Raw genomic sequence first — 23,555 nt, 5'->3', positions numbered from 1 at the left:
TATCATTAATTCTAATCTCAAAATGTATTTTTTGATTTTATTCACAAATAGCTCTCTCAATATTTTCATTTTACAAACCTTATAATGAGCTATTTAAAACACGTTAAAGTCAATACAAAAAACATATCAACCATAAGCTAACTTAAAAGCCACTATTTGATGATTGATTTCACCAAAAAAGATTCCTACATTTAAGTAAATTAAATCACTTCCACATGGCTAAAAAACAACCAAAAAAAATATTTGTTTTAGATACTTCTGTGTTACTTTTTGATCACAACTCCATCAAAAACTTTGAAGACAATAATGTAGTGATTCCCATCACCGTTCTAGAAGAATTGGACAATTTTAAAATAGGTAATGACACTAAAAATTTTGAAGCTAGGTCGGTCATTCGTTTTTTAGATAAAATTTCAGAACATCAAAATCTAAACGAATGGATTAGTCTAGGCAATGGTTTGGGTGAGTTGTTCATTTCTATGCACGACAATGTTTCTGGTATCAATGCAAAAGACACTTATGGTTCTAGTAAAAATGACCATAAAATTATTGACACTGCTTTGTTAATGAAAGAGTCGTACCCTAACACCAAAGTGACATTAGTTACCAAAGACATCAATCTAAGAATAAAGGCTAAAGCATTAGAATTAAAAGCAGAAGACTACAAAACAGGAAAGGTTGTAGACATTAAAAAAGTCTCAAAGGGATCTATCAATTTAGACGATTTAGAATCAGATGTAATCCGAGAATTGTATCAAAACAATTCCATTCCAGAGAACGGAATTTTAGGAGATCAAAAAATGGCTAATGGTTATTATATCATCAACAACAACCAAGATTCTGTGTTGGCACGTTTCAACCCAACAAACAATAGTATTGAGCGTGTAGAAAAAAGTTATGCTTACGGAATAAAACCTAAAAATGCAGAACAAACTTTTGCCATAGATGCTTTGTTAAATGAAGAAATCAAGCTAGTAGCTTTACAGGGTGTTGCAGGTACAGGAAAAACCTTGTTAGCACTGGCTACAGCTTTGGAACAAAAAACAATTTACAATCAAATTATTTTAGCAAGACCTATCATTCCACTGAGCAATAGAGACATTGGATTTTTGCCTGGAGGAGCAGAAGAAAAAATATCTCCATACATGCAACCTTTGTTTGATAATTTAAAATTTATCAAGTCGCAATACAAGGCTGATTCTAGAAAAAGAAAAGCATTGGATGAAATGGAAGAAAATGAAGAATTGGTTTTAACTGCTTTGGCTTTTATTAGAGGTAGAAGTTTGGCCAATGTAATTATGATTATTGATGAATCTCAGAATTTAACACCGCACGAAGTAAAAACTATTATTACCAGAGCTGGTGAAGGAACCAAAATTATATTTACAGGAGATATCAACCAAATAGACTCTCCTTATATGGATGAACACAGTAACGGACTGACCTATTTGATAGACAAACTAAAAGGACATGCCTTGTTTGCACACATCAAACTAGAAAAAGGAGAACGTTCTGAATTGGCAAATTTAGCCAACGATCTTTTATAAAGCATGAAAAAGCTGTTGAAGTAAAATTCAACAGCTTTTAAATATAGTAACAAAAAATAAAAATTACTTTTTGAATTTTGCGTATTTTGTCTTGAACTTATCGATACGTCCTGCAGTATCAACCAATTTAGATTTACCTGTATAGAAAGGATGAGATGTTCTAGAGATTTCCATTTTTACAACTGGATACTCAACACCATCAACTTCGATAGTTTCTTTTGTATTTGCTGTTGAACGAGTTAAAAATACATCATCGTTAGACATATCTTTAAAAGCTACCATTCTATAATTTTCGGGATGTATTCCTTTTTTCATAATTATATGTATGTTTTAACTGTGTTTATTTTTGAGACTGCAAATTTAAGCATATTTTTGAATAATCAAAAAATATAAAAGAAATAATTTTAAATAAACCATCTATTTTTTACAAAACCTATGAATTTTAATAGATTTATCATAATTCTGACTGGTATTAGCTGTTTATATGCCTGTCAAAAAGACATTGACTTTGATTTGAATGCTCCACAAAAGCTCCAAATTCATCAAAAACTAGAAGCATCTATCTCTATGCCTCTAGATGCAGAGAGCAATATTATTTATTTTTTAGACGATAAGAACGTTGGTTCTCAAGAAAATTTATCTCTAGACATTCATGCATATCGTTTAGGAAAACACATTTTAAAAGTTGCAGTGATTGAAGAACAAGATACCATTTTCAAACAAAAAACAATCACCTTTTTAGCATCTAAAAAACCAGAAATACTAAATTACAAAGTCATCAACTCCTACCCTCACGACAGAGAAGCTTTTACGCAAGGATTGGAGTTTAACAACAACGAACTGTACGAAGGAACAGGACAGTACGGAAAATCTGTTTTGCGAAAAGTAGAACTGACAACGGGTAAAGTTCTTAAAGAACAAGAATTGGCTTCTAAGTTTTTTGGAGAAGGAATTACCATTTTTAACAATCACGTCTATCAGTTAACTTGGCAAGCTAAAATGGGGTTTATTTATGATGTAGAAACTTTTAAAACTACCAATACCTTTAACTACCAACAAAGTAGCGAAGGATGGGGATTGGCTCATAACGACACACATTTGATCAAATCTGACGGTACCGAAAAAATATGGTTTTTAAACCCTACTACGGGTAAAGAAGAATACTATATAGAAGCATATACCAATGAAAGACGTGTAGAAAAAATCAATGAATTAGAATACATAAATGGTAAAATATATGCCAATGTTTGGACAAAAAATGCTATTTTAATTATCGATGCAAAAAATGGTGCTATTGATGCTATTATTGACTTAAACGGTCTTACTTCTGAATTAGATAATAAAACTATTGCAGAATCTACCGACAAAGTTTTGAACGGAATTGCTTACAACCCGAACACCAAAAAACTGTATGTAACTGGTAAAAACTGGGACAAATTATTTGAAATAGAAATTGTAAAATAAGCTTTATGAAGTTGTTGTCTATCTTATCAAAACTAGGAATTATCTGTTTGTTGATTGCTCAATTTTCTTGTAGAAAGGACTTTGATACCATAGTGAGTAACGGAAATTTAAGCTTTTCTGTAGATACGCTTTTTTTAGATACCGTATTTAACAACTTAAGTACTAGAACCAATATTTTAACGGTCTACAACCAAAGCAACAACGATATTCTTATTCCTAAAATACAATTTTCTAAATCAGATTCTAAATATAGAATGAATGTAGATGGAGTTTCAGGAACAACGTTTGAGGATGTTTTACTATTACAAAAAGACAGTATTTTTATTTTTGTAGAAGCTACGGTTGATGCTCCTGATACAAACGATGAAATGCTATACCAAGATCAAATCTTATTTGACCCTAACGGAAATCAACAAGATGTAGATTTGATAACAGTTGTAAAAGATGCTACGTTTTTGTTTTCTACTTCTGGAACCGATTTTGAATTGACAACCTCCCTTTTTACCAACACCAAACCTTATGTAATTTACGGAAACGCCATTGTTCCCGAAAACGGAAGTTTGACTATTGAAGCAGGAAGTACACTCCATTTTCATGAAAATGCTAGTTTGACCATTTCTAAAGGAGCAACTTTAAATATTGAAGGAACACTAACAGATTCAATTGTTTTTAAAGGTGACAATCTGAGTTATATTTACGATCAGGTACCAGGGCAATGGGACGGAATAAAATTAAAAGAAAACTCAACCGCCAACATTCACTATTTAAAAATCCTCAACCCAACTACAGGAGTTGAAATTGTAAACAATAATACTATTGATATTCAAAATACTGAAATCTACAATGCTGCTACCTATAGCATAGCTGCCGAAAATGCAAATTTAACCGCTAGCAATTTGGTTTTGGGGCAAGCAGGAAAATCTAATTTAATTTTGCAAGGAGGAACCTATACTTTTAACCATGCAACACTAGCGAATTATTGGAGCAAAGGTGTAAGATTTCAAGAAAATGTAGTTGTATCCAACTACAAAACAAATGAAACAAATGAGGTGATTGAAACCCCTTTGAATCAAGCTAATTTCAACAATTGTATCATCTCAGGAAACAGAACTACTGAAATTTTGATGGACAAAAAAGAAGATTTTTCTATTTTTAATGTACATTTTAAAAACTGTTTGCTAGACCTAGAAAAAGATGATGATTTTTACAATACAGATGACACAAACATCTACACAGATGTTTTACTAAACAAAAACAAAGATTTTAGAAATACAAGTATCAATGATTTGAGAATTGGGTTAGAAAACGAAGGAATTGACCAAGCAGAGACTACAATAGCACAGGCAACACCTACAGATATTCTTGGAACAGACAGAACCGTTGCTCCCGATATTGGAGCTTATCAACACATTGATTTTAAAACTTTAGAACCTACAAAAGAAGATGAATAAAACCATAATTATTACCGGAACCAGTAGAGGAATTGGTTTTGAATTGGCACAATTATTTGCCAACAACAACTATTCAGTTTTAGCCCTTTCAAGAAACACAAGTACATTAAAAGCCATCAATCATCCATATATTACAACTTTTGGAGTAGACTTAAGCCTTGAAAAAGACGTAGATCTTGTAGCAGATTACCTTCAAAAAAACAACATACAACTTTGTGGATTGATTCACAATGCAGGAAAATTAATCAACAAACCTTTTCAAGAAATTTCTCAACAAGAATTTCATGAAGTATATCAAGTCAATGTTTTTTCTGTCGCTTTGTTGACTCAAAAAGTAATTCCGTTTTTAACTCCAAAAAGTCACGTTGTGACCATTAGTAGCATGGGAGGTGTCCGAGGAAGTCTAAAATTCCCAGGATTGGCAGCATACAGCTCCTCCAAAGGAGCAGTCATCACTTTGTCAGAATTGTTGGCTGAAGAATACAAAGAACAACAAATATCTTTCAATGTTTTGGCATTAGGATCTGTACAAACAGAAATGTTAGAAGAAGCTTTCCCAGGCTACCAAGCACCTGTTACTCCTGAACAAATAGCTCAATACATTTATGATTTCACCGTTAATGGACATCAATTTTATAACGGTAAAGTATTAGAGGTTTCTAGCACTACTCCTTAATTCTCTATGATAAACCAACTGATTTCATACATTCCCGATGCTGCAAAAGAGTCTTTAGATCATTTGCTAAAAGAATACCCTTTTCATCTAAAAATAACACGAGGTAGAAAAACCAAAAGAGGTGATTTTAGAGCTACCAAACCAATTCCAAGCATCACAATCAATAATAACTTATCCAAAGAGCAGTTTTTAATTACATTGGTACATGAAATTGCACATTTGTATACATATCATGAATATCCAAAAGCAAAACCTCATGGAAAAGAATGGAAACATTGTTTTCAAAAGTTGATGCTCCCTTTTTTAAACACACAAATTTTTGAAGATTCTCTTTTAAAATTACTTGCACAACATTTTAAAAATCCAAAAGCAACTACAGATTCTGACCCAAAACTGGCCGTACAATTACAGTTAAAAAAGAATCCTTTAGACATGGATAAATGTTTTATATTTGATTTAGAGCCCGGAACTTTGTTTCAATTCAACCAACGTGTTTTCAAAATTCTTAACAAAAGAAGAACTCGTTATGAATGTTTGGAAGTAAAGACAAAAAAACGATTTTTAATCAACGGATCCGCCTCTGTACAAGTGATTTAAAAAAAGAAACTTATGGAAAAGTCAAATACCAACGAAGAAGATTTAGATCAAAAGAAAAAGGAAGTACAGGAAGGATTTAACGGTTTCTTTTCTGCCACTAAAGATTTTATTCTGAACCTATTAAACATTAGAGAAGATACTGATAAGGAACTTACAATTGCCAAAATAAAATCTGGAATTGCAGTAAAAAGTCACACCGCTTGGGTATTGATTTTCTCCATTTTTATAGCTTCTATTGGGTTGAATGTAAGTTCTCCCGCAGTAGTGATTGGAGCCATGTTGGTTTCACCGCTAATGGGGCCTATTTTAGGATTGGGATTATCTATCGCTATTAATGATATCGATACTCTTAAACGCTCTTTGATCAATTTAGGAGTGATGGTTGGACTTAGTATAACAACTTCTTTTATCTTTTTTAGTTTTCCTATATTTCAGGAAGCTACTCCAGAAATTATTGCTCGTACTGCTCCCGATATTAGAGATGTATTGATTGCTTTGGCTGGGGGATTGGCACTGATTATTGCTTTGAGTAGGAGATCTGAAATGACCAACACTATTGCCGGAATTGCAATTGCTACAGCTTTAATGCCACCTCTGTGTACTGCAGGTTATGGACTGGGAACTTGGAATCTGGATTATTTTTTAGGAGCCATGTTTTTGTTCATCATCAATGCTATTTTTATTGCTTTGGCCACATTTGTTGTCGTAAAATTTTTACGCTTTCCTGTGGTTAAATACATCAACCAAGCTAAAAGAAAAAGAATTGCACAAATTGCAGGTTTTATCGCTACTTTAATTATTGGTTTTAGTGTATATCAATTCTATTTGTTGTTTAAAGCGAATGAATACAAACGAAATGCTGAAACTTTTATCAGTCAAATGCAAGAAAAAACAGGAGCTGGAATTATAGATACTCGTATAGATTATGACACAAAAAATATTAAAATAGTTGTTTTAGGTAACAATATAGACAACTCTCAAAAAAATATTTGGGAAAATGAAATGCCTAAATTTGGACTTTTAAACTCTTCTTTAACCATTCAGCAAGATGACAAATCTGCCTATCTAGAAGACGAAATCAACACTATAAAAAATTCGTATTTAAAAAATCAAAACTTGATTGCTACCAAAGACGAAATCATTCAACACAAAGAAGCCTTACTAATAGAAAAAGATTTAGAACTTCAAAAAATTTATAAAAAACAAATTCCGTTTGTACAAATAAGTCAAGAAGCAAAAACCATTTACGAAAACTTAGAAAAACTAAGTTATGCCAATAAACTAGAAACCAATTTTAGTACTATAGATACGCTTATTGTTTTTGAGGCTACTTGGAAAAAAGACCTCCTTCCAAACCTTAAACAAAACACACAATTAAAAAATTGGCTACAAACAAGACTGCAAAACAACAAGATTGAATTGGTTGTAAAATAAATCAACAATCAAATACTTATAAAAACACACCGAAACATGCAAAGAATATTTTTTCTACTTCTAAGTATCTTCTTTTTAAACACACAAGCTCAAGAAAAAAAACTGTGGGCAAAATCAGTTATCAACCAAAAAGCTCCAAAATTGGTAGTAGAAAAATGGTTGTCTGAAAAACCTGAAACTAAAGGAAAATTTGTCTTAATTGATTTTTGGGCTACCTGGTGTGGACCATGTAAAAAAGCCATTCCTGATTTGAATTCATATCAAAAAGAATTTAAAAATGATCTAGTTGTTATTGGAATTAGTGACGAACCTGAATATAAGGTAACAAGAATGACACATCCAAAAATAAATTATTACAGTGCAATTGACACGCAAAAAAACATATACAATGAACTTGAAGTAAATGCTATCCCCCATTGTATTTTAATAGACCCTAAAGGAATTGTTCGTTGGGAAGGCTATCCTTTATTGAAAGGTCACGAATTGACTGCTCAAACGATCAAAACAATTATTTCAACATACAAATAGTTCTTCTGAGTCTGACCTATTATTTCTTTTCAATATATCTCTTAAATTTCAATACTACTATTAAAAAATCTCATCAACTCTAAATTGGTAACAGAAAAAATGGAAACAGAAGAACCAATAGGATGTGGCACTTTCTACATTCATCATACCAAATCACCTTTCGTGTTGGTGGTTATTAATTCATTAGAAATTACGATTATAAAAACACCCCTAGAACTCCTAAATTTGAATTTTATAGATTGTATAATTCCGCTAAAGGAACAAATAATTGTTTAGATATAGAAGAAGCTAAATAGAATTTGTGATCACCCTAACCCTTCCATTTTTGTACAACATCTCGAAAGATTCAAGCTACTATTAGCCCTAAAATATCAATTATATTTGCTTAAAAAGAAACCTCACTCTATTGATCAAGGCATATTATATTAAAAGATGAACAAAAAATTAAATTCGAATCCCATTATTACAAGATTATCCAAAATATTTATCTTCTTAAGTTTGAGTTTTTGTTTTTCTCAAAATCAAACAACCTCTGTTAATCAAACTTCTTTTGACAATTTTACCAACTCCTATAACTACACATATTGGAATCATAATTGGCTTTCTCCAATTTCTACAGACAGAAGTTTTACCAACTATACGAGTAGCTACTCACTAAACATCAACTACACGAAATTATCGATAAACAGTCTACTTATCAACAATGACAATTTTTCTCAAAAAAAAGGATTTTCACTTTTAGACTCAGCTATTTTCCCCACAAATTATACAGGAGATATTGACTATGCAATTCTTCAAAACGGTGTTGTTATTTATGAAAAAAGTAACTCCCCTACTAATGTAGGTGTTCATGATAGTCAAATGGCAGAATATGGAGTTTGGTCTAATAGACGATTTATAAGTACCAACTTTAATGGAAATCCTCCTATAAACAAATACTACACAGGTATTGATTTCACGAATTGGCATAACCGATTTAAAATCACATTTCACGTAAAACCAACAAAAGATTTCAACAATGGTCAGCTACAATTAGCTATTGAAATCCCTTCAGAATACACACAATATTACAATTATGAACAACTACATGCCTATGCAGTAGATAACAAAGGATTTGTTCTAAAAGGAGGAATGAATGCAAAGTCTATAAATATTAGTGGAAATAAAATTACCGTAACCACCAAACAACAAAATTTAATAAAAGACAGAGCCTACCAAATAAGTATCATCTGTTCTGTAATTACAGAAAATCTCTCTACACAATTTACAGAGGCTTTTGAAGAGGAACAAAAAACAGTTATCACAGCATCACAAACAAATCCTGTCTCACAAGAAATAACAGCTATTTCTTATGATGCCAATGAAGCGATACATTATATTGATATTCCTAGGTACAATATGGGATATACCAATTGTGCCACCGTTGATGAAATTCAAAGTATTGATTTAAAGCTAACCAATAAAACAGCTAAAAACAAAACCTCAAGGTTATGTTTCAGACAATTTCCCGCAATCAATACAGTTGGTTTTAATTCTATGATATGTAACAACAATGGCTCTCCGTCCGGATTACCTATACAAGTTTCTAAAAATTGGCACGAGGTTACCTCACAATTCTACTCAGGCTCATGGATTAAAGAATATACAGAAATCGTAATTCCAGCAAACACTACACTTCACTTAAAATACAAAAGAACAGGAGCTAAATGGGGTAAAACCTATACGGCTTCTTCCCATCAGCTATCTGTTGTAGGATCAGGTGTTCCTAGAGGAAGTTGGCTTCAGGCTGCTTTAGGAAGTTTTGGAGAAACAGTCACACATTCTCCTGATTACGAATTCGGAGCTAGTATTGGAGCAGATCTTCGTCCTTTTTTAGTGACTAATGAAGCTTATGGTGGCTCTTCAAAACAATGTAGTTGGACCGGTAATGTTGGTGGATTTGATATGCTCATCTACGAAGATGGAAATGGAAAAAGAAATCATCATGCACAGGTAAAAACACGTTTTAAAGCCTATTCACCCAATCTAACAGAAACCCATATTTCGTCAATATCTGAAGACAAGAAATTAAAATTTGATAACACTTTTTACCTAAATAGATCTGATGATTTCACAAGAGTTTATTACAAAATAACTGTTGAAGCACTAGAAAACACGACTTTTAATCGATTTGATATTTTTCAATTAGGAGGTGACAGTTATAATTATTACAATGCTCAAAAAATCATTTACGGAAACGACACTGGAATGATTGGCCAATTTACTCCTACAAATGATGGATCCAATAAATATACGACAAGTGAAATTGCCTTAACAGGAGAAAACCCATGGATATGGGCAGGAGATGGACTGTATCAAAACGGAGCAAAAGCAGGTATTGAAATAGACACTAACAACGGAATTATTATTAGAGAGTATACCGCTAATTTTGGAGGAGTTGAAAACAATACACCTTATATGATGGAAAGATCAAGCTCTAGAGGTTTTTCATCTAGCGTAAGAACAAACCCAACTTCCTATTGTTTGGTAACACCTCCCCAGATAACTTCATTCACAAAAGGAGATAAAATAGAATTATTGGTAGAAATTGTGGTATTGCCCAAACAAGAAGCTGACTATTATGGTCCAAATAAAAATTTCTCAAATGCTTTGGCAACTTATGGAAATTCTTATGAATTGTTATTTAGAGAATCTCTTGGAAACAGAATTAATGCAACATCTTCTACAAATCGAGTTAGCACGACATACCCCTTAACCGTTGAAACTTCAAACAATACAGCACATGTAACTATTACAGGAGGTAGAGGTTATGTCCCAATTGTATTTTCAGGATTGAGCTCTGTTACTGATCCTGTTTTATGGAAATCTTCTGGAAATTCGTCTCGATGGGAAATTGTAGATCAATCTGTACATGGCAAATATTTTTGGCAAGTAAACTACAATACAGAAACTAATTTATTTGACCTAGTATACAATGTCAACCAAGATATTAAAAAAGACAAAACAGCTATTATAAGTTATTATTTAGGCCCTACCCCTACCCCAAAAACAAGCCCTAAGAAACCTTAAAATTTCTCACTTCATTTTCTCAATCAATAGAAAATATTTATGAACGAAATCAAAGACAGAAGAACAGAATATCTAATTGAAGTTTTTGTCGATACTACTTCCCTAGATAAAAGAGAGCTAATATGGACAAAAAACCATTATGAATTACAGAATAGTTAAAGATCTCTTTTTATGCATATTAGAATTTACTCGTACAACATATCGAAAGATTCAAGCTACTAACATCCCTTAATTATCAGTTAATTTGTTTAGTTATAACTTCTAGTACCTTAATGAATAACTATCAAACTGAAAATGAACAAAAACTTAAGAGGTAACCATTCCATTACAAAAGCATTACAAACACTTATCTTTTTAAGTTTGAGTTTCTGTTTTTCTCAAAATAATTTAACCTCCGTTAACCAAGCTTCTTTTGACAATTTCACCAATTCCTATAACTATACTTATTGGAACAACAACTGGAAAACTTCTATCTCTGGTGATCGAAGTTTTACAAACTACACGAGTAGCTATGCGTTAAACATCGACTACACAAACTTATCAATAAATAGCCTGCTTGTAAATAATGATCATTCTTCGCAAAAAGAAGGGTTTTCACTTTTAAACTCCGCTATTTTCCCCAACAATTACACTGGAGATATTGACTATGCAATTCTTCAAAGTGGTGTTGTTATTTATAATAAAAACAACAGTCCAACAGGCATAGGTGCTCGAGATAGTCAAATGGCTGAATATGGAGTATGGTCAAATCGACGATTTGTTAGCACCAACTTTAATGGAGATGCTCCTGTAAATACTTACCACACGGGTATAGATTTTACGAACTGGCATAACAGATTTAAAATCACATTTCACGTAAAACCAACTGAAGATATTAGCAATGGTCAGCTACAACTAGTAATTGAGATTCCTTCAGAATACATACACTATTATAATTCAGGACAACTACATGCATACGCATTAGACAACAAAGGGTTTGTACTAAAAGGAGGAATAAATGCAGAAACTGTAAGTATTAATGGAAATGAAATTACCGTAACGACAAAACAACAAGATTTAGTAACTGACACAGCTTATCAAATAAGTATCATCTGTTTTGCTATTACAGAAAATCTCTCCACACAATTTACTGAGGCTTTTGAAGAGGAACAAGAAATAACAATTACTGCTTCACAAACAGCCCCTGCCACTCAAGAAATAACAGCTATTTCTTATGATGACAATGATGCGATACACTATATTGATATTCCTAGATATGGTATGGGATATAATAATTGTGCAACAACAGATAGGCTACAGAGTATTGATTTGGCATTTACGAACACTACCTCTGAAGATAAAATTACTAAAGTATGTTTCAGACAACTTCCCGCAGTGAATGTAGTTGGTTTTAACTCTATTATTTGCAACGCGAATGGAGACCCTTCAGGTTTGCCCTTACAAGTTTCTAAAAATTGGCACGATGGTACCTCACAATTCTATTCAGGGGCATGGATTAAAGAATATACAGAAATAGTGATTCCTGCAAACACAACACTTAGCTTAGTTTACAAAAGAACTGGTGCAAAATGGGGAGAAACCTATACTGCATCATCCCATCAATTATCAGTGGTTGGTTCTGGAGTTCCAAGAGGTGGATGGTTAGAAGCTGCCTTAGGAAGCTTTGGAGAAAACATGACACACTCTCCTGATTATGAATTTGGAAATGCTATTGGAGCAGATCTTCGTCCATTTTTAGTGACTAATGAAGCCTATGGTGGTACATCTATAGAATGTGGATGGACGGGGAATGTGGGTGGAATAGATATGCTGATCTATGAAGATGGTAATGGAACTAGAAATCATCATGCACAGGTAAAAACACAATTTAAAGCCTATTCACCTAATTTAACGGAAACCGCTATTTCTGCTATTTCTGAAGACGAAAAGTTAAAATTTGATTATACCTTTTACCTAAATAGGTCTGATGATTTTACCAGACTTTATTATAAAATAACTGTTGAAGCACTAGAAAACACCACATTTGATCGGTTTGATATTTTCCAATTAGGAGGTGATAACTACAATGTATACAATGCTCAAAGCATTGTGTATGGAGATGATACTGGAATGGTTGGTCAATTTACGCCAACAAATGATGGATCTAACGACTATACTACAAGTGAAACTGCATTAACAGGAGAAAACCCATGGGTATGGGCAGGAGACGGGTTGTACTATGAAGGAGCGGATAGTGATATTGAAATTGACACCAATAATGGAATGATTATCAGAGATTATTCAGCAACTTTTAATGGAACTGAAAACAACACACCTTATCTAATGGAAAGATCAAGTTCTAAAGGATTTTCAGCAAGTGTAGGAACCAATCCAACCTCCTATTGTTTGGTAACACCCCCTGAAATAACATCATTTACAAAAGGTGATAAAATAGAATTGTTAGTGGAAGTTGCGGTATTACCCAAACAAAAAACAGACTATTATGGTCCTAATGAAAATTTCTCAAATGCATTAACAACTTATGCTAACTCGTACGAATTACTTTATAGAGAATCTCTTGGGAATAAAATAACGGCAACATCTTCAACAAATACAGTACACACAACATATCCTCTTACGGTAGAAACCTCTAACAACACAGCTCAAGTAACTATTACAGGAGGTAGAGGTTATGTTCCAATCGTGTTTTCAGGATTGAGTGCTATTACAAACCCTGTTTTATGGAAATCTTACGATAATTGTTGGGAACTTGTAGACCAATCTCTGCATGGAAAAGATTTTTGGCAAGTTAATTACAATACCGAAACTGAACTATTTGATTTGGTATACAATGTCAATCAAGACATTACTGGAGATGGAACTGCAGTCATTAAATACTATTTAGGTACTACTCCACCTGAATCAAGTATTGGAGTACAATCAAAAATTGATGCTGCTGCTTGGACATCTAACTCCGATCTAGAAATAGATGTAAACTCAGTGAATAAGATAACTTTCGGACCCGTAGTTATAGAAAACGGAATTATTTCTACAGGTACACAAGAAAACTGGCAATGGACAGGCCCTAACAATCTCTCTAAAACAGGTAGAGTTCTTGAGATAACTCCAATTACAGAGAGTAGTTTAGGAAATTATATCGTTACTTATGATCAATTTGGCTGCCCAATTACTCATACTTATACAATTTCAGAAGTGAATCATCTAAGTAATGCTAAAATTGAGAAGTTTAATTTTACTGCAAGTCCAATTCCCGTAAACGCTCAATTATTTTTATCTAAAAAAAGTTTAAAAACAGAAGTTTTTGATATCTCAGGGAGACTATTATTAACGATAGACACATTAACCGATACGATCGACATGAGTCATTTATCAAACGGAACCTTTTTTCTCCGATTTGTATTTACAGATGGATCTATAGCCTATAAAACGATACTAAAAAATTAGTTTACTTTATAAAATTTAACTGATAAACTATTCCGCTTAAAGGAATTTGTAATCCTCAACTATTCTTAAAATAGACGCATACAACTCTATTGGAGTAATAGTGATACAAATAGAAGACGATAGAAAAACCGTAATAAAAACAATTAATTTTGGTTTTATCTAAGAAAAATAAATATTTTACAACTATGAAGAAATTTCGACTAATAGAATATTTTAGTTTTATCCTATTTACACTTTCAATAAATGCTCAAAATTTTGAGAAATTCACTAATAAAGAAGGGTTTAGTCAAAATACTATTAGTAGTATTACGAAAGATTCTTATGGTTTTTTATGGTATGGAACTCCAAATGGACTTATAAAACACGATGGTTATCAGTTTAGAACGTTTACTTCAAAATCTAAGACCAATGGGAAAATTATCAGTAATTCTATCAAGTATCTTTATAATGATTCAAATAACATCTTATGGATTGCAACAAATAAAGGGTTGAATGCTTACCTACCTTCACTAGAAAAATTTGTGACCATTCCGTTAGAAAAAGAAATTTCAATAACTAAAGTAAGAGAAGATTCTGAAGGTAGAATATGGTTCTCTGGAGAAAAAAGTATTTATTGTTGTACTCCCATAAACATAGAAACAGCAAGTTTTAACATCTCAAAAAATTTGTTAAGTCAATTTTCAAGAACACATATCATCAATGATTTTATTTTTAAAGATGCTGACAATATATTATTAGCCACCACCTATGGATTGGAAAAAATTACGCTTGGTAGTAAACGTGACATTAAAGAATTATCTATTGAATCATTGATTCGATACAAAAATTTTGAACCTCTAAATGTTACTAGTATTTTTAAAAAAGAAAGTGTTTTTTGGATTGGTACGAATACTGGAGGGTATAAAACCACTTTAGAAAGTAATGTCAGTTATATTTTAGAAACACTTGGAACAAAACAAAAACAAGAACTATATATTGAAACTATTTATGAAGATAACATAGGTCATATTTGGTTTGGTACCAGAGGTCACGGATTATTTAAATACAATACTGATAAAAAAGAGACTACTCAATACAGTTATAATTCGAAGAAAAGAAAAGGAATTAGTAGCAATTATATAAAAACTATTTTCAAAGATAATTATAATGTTTTATGGATTGGAACTGCACAAGGAGGCCTCAATAAATTAGATTTGAACCAAAAACCATTCTTTAATTACACGAACAATCCTTACGATTCAAACTCAATTCCAGATAATTTAATCAACTCGATACTAGAGGATAGAAATGGAAAACTATGGATTTCCGCATACCACAACCCACTGGTTATCAGTAATCAAATCATAAACAAAGAAACGATTGACAAACTTGAATTTAAAAACATTCAAATTCCCATTGAAAAAAATGATGTTGTCAGATGCCTCTATGAAGACAAAAAAGGTTTTGTTTGGATTGGAACAGATTTCTCTTTAATAGTATACAATCCAACTTTAAAAAAATTCAAAAAAGTAACATTAAAGCATCAAAAAACAATCCTAAAAACAAATTTAACCAGAAAAATTATTGAATTAGATGATGACAATATTCTTTTTGGAGGTAATAGAATTTTAGTGGTAAAAAATCCATGGTCTCAATTAAATAGCAACAACAATTCTATTCTAAACGTAAAATCTTTAATTGATTTAAGCCCAATAAGAGTTCAAACCATACTAAAAGACAATCATAATATTTGGATTGGAACCAATAAAGGATTGCTTCAAACATCTTTTGATGGAGAACAAATAAATATAACAAACAAAGAGAATAATGGATTTAAACTAAGTACTGAAGATATTTTTTCATTACATAGAGAAAAAAAATCCTTATGGATAGGAACCTACGGAGATGGCTTGTATCAACTTTCTTTTGATTCAGAAGAAAATCCAACAGAAATAAAAGATTTAAGAGAAAACGATATTTTATCAAATGACGTAATTTATAGCATCTTAAAAGATACGGATTCAATCATTTGGATAAGCACAGACAAAGGCTTGGTTAAATTTAATACTGAAAACCACAGAACAAACTCTTACGATGTTAGAGACGGTCTTCAACAAAATAATTTTAGAGAAGCTGCTTATTGTAAAGGAAAATCAGGTTATTTTTATTACGGAGGCTTAAAGGGCTTAACTATTTTTAAACCCGAAAATATCAAAGTAAACAAGCAGACTCCAAATGTCTTAATATCTGAATTTTTAATAAACAACAAGCCCGTAAAAATAGGAGAAGAAGTTAGTGGAGAAACAATACTCAAAAAATCCATTACAAAAACAGACTCTATCACAATAAACGAAAAAGAAAGAATAATTTCCTTTAATTTAACTGTTGACCAAACCTCTACTCCTTCTAAAAATCAGTTATCATACACATTAGAAGGGTTTAATAAAGATTGGATTAAGGTAGAAAAAGGGAAGGCAATCGTAACCTATACAAACCTTTCTAGTGGAGCGTATATTTTTAAAACAAAAGCAGCCAATTCAGACGGTATCTGGAGTACTTCAGAAAGAAAATTATTTTTAAAAGTAATCCCCCCTTGGTATAAGACTTGGTGGAGCTATTCTCTTCTTTTAATACTATTCATATCAATAGCTGTTGGAGTTGTATATTACTCTATTCACCATGAAAAGTTAAAACAAATTATTAAATACGATGAAATTGTAAAAGAAAAATTAGAAACCATTAATGATGGTAAAATTCGTTATTTCACAAATTTATCACATGAATTTAGAACACCACTTACCTTAATATCTGGGCCATTAGAACGTATTATTGCTAACAATACAGACCAAGCCAATAACGAATATCTAACAATTATTAAAAAAAATACCACAAGACTAATTCAACTAGTAGATCAGTTAATTACTTTCCGACAAGCTGAAAAAGGACAAGTTAGATTGCATTATAGTAAAGTATCTTTAGGAGATATTATCTATCCAGCTACGGAAGCATTTGAAGGATACGCAATAGAAAAAGATTTAGATTTTTCTCATCAAATAAACAATCCCAATGAAGAAATTATTGTAGATCTTGAAAATATTGAAAGAATTGTTTTTAACCTACTATCAAATTCTTTTAAACATACATCTTCACAAGGTATCATAAAAATTAAAGCAGAAATAGAAATTATTGCAAATAAAAAATGGATTAAAATTGATGTAATTGATAATGGTAAAGGAATAGAACCTAAAGATATAGACAATATTTTTGAACGTTTTTATCAATTAGGTAGTGCCGATGGTGATATAAAAGGAGGAGGTATTGGCTTGTCTTTTTGTAAATCACTAGTAGATTTGATGGAAGGAGAGATTTTCGCAAAAAGTAATCCCGGAGTTGAAACTTGTTTTACAGTAAAAATACCATCAAAAAACAATGAAGATCTTGAAGTATCTCCTGTGAAAAAAAATAACAAACCATTGGTGAATGAATGGAAACCTGTTTCATCAAAGATAGAAGAAAAATTAGTCCCTTCTGATGAGCAGCAAAACAAAGAAAAACCCTCTATTTTAGTAGTAGAGGATGAAAAGGATATTCAAAATTTCTTGAACAATGAATTGTCTTTAAAATACAACGTAACCATAGCTAACAATGGTATTGAAGCCCTTGAAATACTAAAAATTAAAGAACCGCTTCTTATTGTGAGCGATGTTATGATGCCTGAAATGAACGGGTATGAACTTTGTGAAAACCTAAAGAAAAATCCAGAAACTTGGCACATACCCGTATTAATGCTTACAGCTTTGGGAACTATAGAAGACACTATCAAGGGATTAGAGTATGGTGCTGATGAATACTTAAGCAAACCTTTTTCTATAAAACATTTAGAATTAAGAATAGATCGATTTATTGAAAACAATTATAAAATAAAAGAACATTTCTCTAAGAAAAGTGACCTTTCAAAAAATGAATTTCAATTGTCAAAAAGAGATGAACTTTTTATATCTCAAATCGTAGAAATAATTGAAAAAAACTTATCCAATTCAGAATTTGGAGTAGAAGAATTATCTAGAGAAATAGGTTTGAGCTCTGTACAATTTTACAGACGTTTAAAAAAACTTACCGGGCAAGTACCTAATGTTTATATTAGAAATTATAGACTTCAAAGAGCGGCTGAAATGTTAAAAAGTAATGAAGGCTACAATGTATCAGAAGTAAGATATCAAATAGGAATAGAATCCAAATCTTATTTTTCTAAGATTTTTAAGCAATTACATGGTATATCTCCTTCAGAACTCATTAAGAAAAATTAATTTTCTAGTTAAATTATACACTTACAATTTAGAAAATGAAAAACCTCGGAAGAAACTCCGAGGTTTTTTTTTGAACTCTTTTAAACCCCACCTCTTTCTATTAAATATTTAAAAATCAGGTCAAAATAATGATAATTAATAAGTAATAAGTCGTATCCAAACAACAATCCGAAAGAAAAGAGCTATCAAATTATACAATTCGATTATAGTTTTGTTAAAAAATATCCATCATAATTTTAACAAAACTAAAAACTCACCTAGTAAATCACCAATTAAAAATGAAAAACAGAATCATCGTTTTAATCAGTTTAGTACTATTAAGCTGTGGAAATAAAATCTTAAAACAAAGTACGGCAACAACAAAAACATCCATAAGTAAAACCATGAAACCTAATGTTATCTTCATCAAAACAGATGATCAGAGATACAACTCTATGGGATTCACCGGACACCCAATTACCAAAACACCTAATATTGATCAATTAGCTACAGAAGCAGTCTACTTTAAAAATGCCTTTATTACAAGTCCTATTTGTGGACCAAGTAGAGCTAATTTTTTCACAAGCCAATGGGAGCGTACCAATAAAGTTGGTTTTACACATGTTTCTAAAAACTTTGTTCCAAAAAAAATATTTGATAACAGTTATTTAATGCAATTAAAAAAGAACGGATATTTTACAGGTTATTTGGGTAAACATCATACCAATATTGGTCCTATAGGAGAGCGTAACCAATACATGAAAGATAATTTAGATTTTTGCTATATGGCATCAGGTCATTTAGGTTTTCATCTTACACAAAGTCATAGCCAAGAATTTTCAAATTTAAAAAACGAAACACAAATAGAAGGTCTGTATGAAGCTACAGAAACTTTTTTAGAGCCAACAAAAGAGAAAGATTATTTCTTTGACAATGCAGGATCTTCTGTAAAACATTTTTTAAACAGAAGAGATAAATCAAAACCATTTTGTTTGTCTATAAACTTTAATTTACCTCATGCTGCAAGTATTGGAGGGATGGGTAAAAAACCTACAGATCCTGAAATGTATAAAAGTCTGTATCAAGATCAACTAAACGACTTTCCTATGCCTGAAGGCTATCCAATTAAAAAATCTTCGCTACCAGATAATGTATTTAAACAAGAAGATTTAATGGGATATTACAATGTTACCAGTGAAAACTTTTTACGTGACAAAAAAATGAAAATGGCAAGAGCTGTTACGGGTATTGATAATTTTGTAGGAAATCTTCGTAAGCAATTACAAGAAATGGGAGTTGCAGAAAACACCATTCTAGTATTTATTTCAGACCATGGATTGCTTTTGGGAGAACATGGCTTAGGTGGAAAAACATTTTTATATGAAGAATCTATCAGAGTTCCTTTTTTAATTTATTCTCCATTTTTAAAAGGAGGTGAAAGAGTAATAGAAGAAATGGTTGTTGGACAAGATGTGCCTCCAACAATTTTAGATATGTGTGGTTTAGAAACTCCTAACACTTACCAAGGAAAAAGTGTTTTACCATTGATTCAAGGAAAAACAAAAAACTGGCGTAAAGATGTATTTTTTGAAAATTTATTTACACAACAAGGTTATCCAAGAATAGAGGCTGTAAGAACTAAAGAATGGAAATATATCCGATATTTTTCTAAAGATAATGATAGAGATCAATATTTACCAATGGCTTCAGTAAAAGGAGAACAGCCAATATATGAAGAGTTATTCTATCTAAAAGACGACAGCAAAGAACAAATCAATTTAGCTGGAGAGCAATCTAATAAAGCCATTTTAAAAGAACTTAGAGAAAGATGTAATGAACTTGTTACAGATTTAGCTACAGAAGACTTTAAGCAATAAAATATGAAAAAAATAAATTTTGCAATAGCAATATTACTGTTCGTATACAGTATAAATGCTCAAGAAAAACAAACTATTAATTGGTCTAGTTTTATGGCCAAACAAGACATGGTTTGGGACAAAACACCAAAGAAATGGCAAGAAGCTCCTTACTTAGGAAATGGTATGGTTGGGTTGATGTTGTTTCAACCTAATGGTACTGCTAAAAATATTTTAGAGCTTCATGTTGGAAGAGGTGATTATTATGACAACAGACCCCCTCACGAAGGCAACGAAAATACTTGGATTTATAGAGGTCGTTTGCCTATTGGACATTTTAAAATAAAATCTAAAGGAGATATTGTTGGAGTAGACTGGAAATTAGATTTGTATCGTGCAGAATTGTCGGGAACCGTCATCACAAAAAAAGGAACGTATCAAATACAATCTTATGTGCAAAGCAATTACGATTCCTATTATTTTAAAACTTTTAATGAAAATGGTGAAAACGTTAGCTTAGAGTGGTTTTCGGACGAAGCATATTCACATCCGAGAAAAGTTAGTGAAGAAACAATTTCTAGAAAAGGAGATGATGCTCCTGCTTACACTAAAAACTTTGTAAAAGCCCCCTACCCTAAAGCTCCAAATCCACATATCACAAAAGAAAATGACATTACTTTTAGTTTGCAAACATTACATGCTGATTCTGGACAATTAGTAAATGCATGGAAGGAAATTCATGAAAAAAATAGCCTGACTGTTTTGGGAACAGTAAACTTCTCTAAAAATGTAGGTGCTTCTTTCATTAAATCTAAAGAAATACTAGATAAAGCAACTTCAGAAATAAGCGATGGTACTTACGAAGCAAATCATAAAAAATGGTGGAGTAACTATTATCCTCAAAGCTTCTTATCAATTTCTGATGCGTTTTGGGAACAGTTTTATTGGATTCAAATGTACAAATTTGCTTCTTCTACAAGATCAAATGGAATGCTATTAGATGTTATGGGACCATGGTATCAACCAGGTTTCTGGCCTCTAATATGGACCGATTTAAATGTGCAACTTACCTATTGGACTCCTTTGGTAGCAAACAGATTGAACGTAGGAGAATCTTTACCTAATCAAATGGATTTGTATGAACAAAATCTAATCAACAATCTTCCTGAAGGTTGGTGTGATGATTGTTTAAATGCAGGAACCGTTTTTCCTGCTGATATGAAAGCCAAAGTAGGCAAAGGAGTAAGTGATCACATTGTTTGGATGCTGCATGACTATTGGTTATGGTGCGAGTATGCAGATGATAGAACTAGAATGAAAGACGGCTTATTTCCATTGCTTAAAAAAGCGACTAATGTATATTTTCAGTATATCAAAGACAACCCAATACCTAATGAAACTGATGGTAAAATCCATATCAAAAGTAGTTGGTCTCCAGAATATCCTGGCGGAACAGGCAAAGATGTAAATTATACCTTATCATTAATCAAATGGTCTTGTCAAACATTATTAGACATCTCAAAAGAGCATCATTTAAATGATCCTAAAGAAGCTGACTGGCAAAATATGTTAGACAACTTAGTGGATTACCAAAAAGATGAAAATGGGTTAAAAATTGGAGCTGATATTCCTTTTGACAAAGCGCATAGACATTATTCTCATTTATTAGCTTTTTATCCACTATACCTGTTAACACCAGATTCAGATTATGAATTATTAAAGACATCCTTAGATCATTGGCTAAAAACAAGTTTTGATTCAAGTAAAAAGAAAGACAAGGCAATGTCTGTAACTGGATACACTTGTTCTGGAGCTGCCTCTATGTATGCCTCTTTAAAAGACGGAAATACAGCACTTTCATATCTACAAAAATTACCTTTTACAAATGTTTCATCAACCACTATGTATTCTGAAGGTAACAATCCCGTAATTGAAAGTCCGTTTTCTGCAGCAACAAGTATACATGATATGTTGTTACAAAGTTGGGATGGAAAAATTCGTGTTTTTCCTGCGGTTCCCTCTAAATGGAAAGATATTTATTTTAAAGAATTTAGAACGCAAGGTGGACTTTTGGTTACTGCAAATCTTTCTAACAGCAAACCTACTTTGCTAACTATAAAAACCCCTGAAAAGGACAAAAATATAGAATTTTCAATTGATATAAAGTCTCCAAAATTTACAATTATTGACAGCAATGGTAAAGAAGATCGCATCAAATTAAAATTGCAAGCTAATGGATTCTATAAATTAAATTTAAAGAAAGGGCAGTCATTACAAGTAAAAACTAAAAAAACAAAGGAACTCTCTATTGTAAAATCGGCAGATGACGAAGCTAATATTTTTGGACTTAATAAGAAATACGTCAAATTCTTAAACGAATCCGTAAAATAAAAAACAAAAACCTATCACATTGATAATCAAAGTAAACAACATCTAATAAATCAACTATATGATAAATACGAGCACCTAACAATTATATTTTTAATATAATTTCACCAAATAAACAATACAATTCATAAAAAATAAACACTAAAAACTATTAATAATGAAAAAAACAATCTTATTCTTAACAGCAATGATTTTTTCAGTAATGTCATCATTTTCACAAAACACTTGGTATAATACTGGATCTGGAGAAATACATCTTGAACCTTTTAATTTTCACGGAGCATCTTACACTCCAGAACATGTAAATCCAAAAACAACAGGAATCTATACAGAAAAAACAGCTTCAAAATATGTTAGATATGGTAGTGAAGGAAAAAATGCAGATATGTCTAGAAACGGAAGTACCGTTAGATTTAAAACTTTTAAAGTTGCAGTTCCTAAATCAAAAATAGTAGGAGAAAATGCAGATCTAACTGTAAAATTAAAATTATATGTGCCTAATTTTGAAAACATCCCTAGCAATAGTATTTCTTTAATATTAAGAACTAAAAACAAAACAAACACACAACTTCAAGTAACGAAAGTAATTCCTTCAACTACGGCTAACGATTGGCAAGAAATAGAATTTGATTTTACAAATGCACAAACAAGTCCTGATGGTTATGCTGATTCTTACAATTCGTTAGTAATTGTTCTTACTTCAAGAAACAAACCTACTGAAGATTTTGAATACTATCTTGATGACATTACAGCCAACTTTGACATCACTAAGTCTAACAAAAAATAAACTTGTAGCAATCTAGAATTGTATTCTTAAAAACTACAGAAGTTAAAAC

Annotated in this window: 14 protein-coding genes; 13 read left to right on the top strand and 1 reads right to left on the bottom strand. The window is 31.7% G+C overall.

The window, feature by feature from the left end:
• Nucleotides 1-215: 215 nt before the first annotated feature.
• Nucleotides 216-1,547: a PhoH family protein gene (locus Q4548_RS10165; RefSeq protein WP_303454497.1), complete on the top strand. Its 1,332-nt coding sequence runs from the start codon at nucleotides 216-218 to the stop codon at nucleotides 1,545-1,547.
• A gap of 63 nt (nucleotides 1,548-1,610) precedes the next feature.
• Here Q4548_RS10165 and Q4548_RS10160 read toward each other — a convergent pair whose 3' ends face one another.
• Nucleotides 1,611-1,862: a type B 50S ribosomal protein L31 gene (locus tag Q4548_RS10160; protein ID WP_303454495.1), complete on the bottom strand. Its 252-nt coding sequence runs from the start codon at nucleotides 1,860-1,862 to the stop codon at nucleotides 1,611-1,613.
• A gap of 120 nt (nucleotides 1,863-1,982) precedes the next feature.
• Between Q4548_RS10160 and Q4548_RS10155 the strand changes: the two genes are divergently transcribed.
• From Q4548_RS10155 to Q4548_RS10100, 12 genes are all read left to right on the top strand, one after another.
• Nucleotides 1,983-3,011, top strand: a complete 1,029-nt coding sequence (locus tag Q4548_RS10155) for a glutaminyl-peptide cyclotransferase (protein ID WP_303454492.1) — start codon at nucleotides 1,983-1,985, stop codon at nucleotides 3,009-3,011.
• 5 nt (nucleotides 3,012-3,016) lie between these two features.
• Nucleotides 3,017-4,462: a hypothetical protein gene (locus Q4548_RS10150; RefSeq protein ID WP_303454489.1), complete on the top strand. Its 1,446-nt coding sequence runs from the start codon at nucleotides 3,017-3,019 to the stop codon at nucleotides 4,460-4,462.
• Entirely contained in the window at nucleotides 4,455-5,138 is a 684-nt protein-coding gene (locus tag Q4548_RS10145; protein ID WP_303454486.1) for an SDR family oxidoreductase, read from the top strand. The genes Q4548_RS10150 and Q4548_RS10145 overlap by 8 nt, the downstream gene beginning before the upstream one ends.
• Before the next feature lie 6 nt (nucleotides 5,139-5,144).
• Entirely contained in the window at nucleotides 5,145-5,735 is a 591-nt protein-coding gene (locus Q4548_RS10140; protein ID WP_303454484.1) for a SprT-like domain-containing protein, read from the top strand.
• Nucleotides 5,736-5,747: 12 nt separating this feature from the next.
• Nucleotides 5,748-7,169 carry a DUF389 domain-containing protein gene (locus tag Q4548_RS10135; RefSeq protein ID WP_303454480.1) on the top strand — a complete coding sequence of 474 codons (1,422 nt, stop codon included), beginning with the start codon at nucleotides 5,748-5,750 and terminating at the stop codon, nucleotides 7,167-7,169.
• A 36-nt stretch (nucleotides 7,170-7,205) separates the two neighbouring features.
• Nucleotides 7,206-7,697 carry a TlpA disulfide reductase family protein gene (locus tag Q4548_RS10130; protein ID WP_303454478.1) on the top strand — a complete coding sequence of 164 codons (492 nt, stop codon included), beginning with the start codon at nucleotides 7,206-7,208 and terminating at the stop codon, nucleotides 7,695-7,697.
• A 432-nt stretch (nucleotides 7,698-8,129) separates the two neighbouring features.
• Nucleotides 8,130-10,766, top strand: a complete 2,637-nt coding sequence (locus Q4548_RS10125) for a hypothetical protein (RefSeq protein ID WP_303454476.1) — start codon at nucleotides 8,130-8,132, stop codon at nucleotides 10,764-10,766.
• A 294-nt stretch (nucleotides 10,767-11,060) separates the two neighbouring features.
• Nucleotides 11,061-14,210, top strand: coding sequence for a T9SS type A sorting domain-containing protein (locus tag Q4548_RS10120; protein ID WP_303454474.1), 3,150 nt, complete (start codon nucleotides 11,061-11,063; stop codon nucleotides 14,208-14,210).
• A 185-nt stretch (nucleotides 14,211-14,395) separates the two neighbouring features.
• The gene (locus tag Q4548_RS10115) at nucleotides 14,396-18,496 is read left to right on the top strand and encodes a two-component regulator propeller domain-containing protein (RefSeq protein WP_303454471.1); all 4,101 of its coding nucleotides are present in this window, start codon (nucleotides 14,396-14,398) and stop codon (nucleotides 18,494-18,496) included.
• 278 nt (nucleotides 18,497-18,774) lie between these two features.
• The gene (locus Q4548_RS10110; RefSeq protein WP_303454468.1) at nucleotides 18,775-20,352 is read left to right on the top strand and encodes a sulfatase-like hydrolase/transferase; all 1,578 of its coding nucleotides are present in this window, start codon (nucleotides 18,775-18,777) and stop codon (nucleotides 20,350-20,352) included.
• 3 nt (nucleotides 20,353-20,355) lie between these two features.
• Nucleotides 20,356-22,722 carry a glycosyl hydrolase family 95 catalytic domain-containing protein gene (locus Q4548_RS10105; protein ID WP_303454467.1) on the top strand — a complete coding sequence of 789 codons (2,367 nt, stop codon included), beginning with the start codon at nucleotides 20,356-20,358 and terminating at the stop codon, nucleotides 22,720-22,722.
• 154 nt (nucleotides 22,723-22,876) lie between these two features.
• Complete coding sequence (locus Q4548_RS10100; RefSeq protein WP_303454465.1) at nucleotides 22,877-23,506, top strand: hypothetical protein; 630 nt, start codon at nucleotides 22,877-22,879, stop codon at nucleotides 23,504-23,506.
• Nucleotides 23,507-23,555 lie beyond the last annotated feature (49 nt).

Source organism: Wenyingzhuangia sp. 2_MG-2023 (assembly GCF_030548295.1).
Classification (GTDB): Bacteria; Bacteroidota; Bacteroidia; order Flavobacteriales; family Flavobacteriaceae; genus Wenyingzhuangia.
This window is presented reverse-complemented; position numbering and strand designations above follow the sequence as displayed.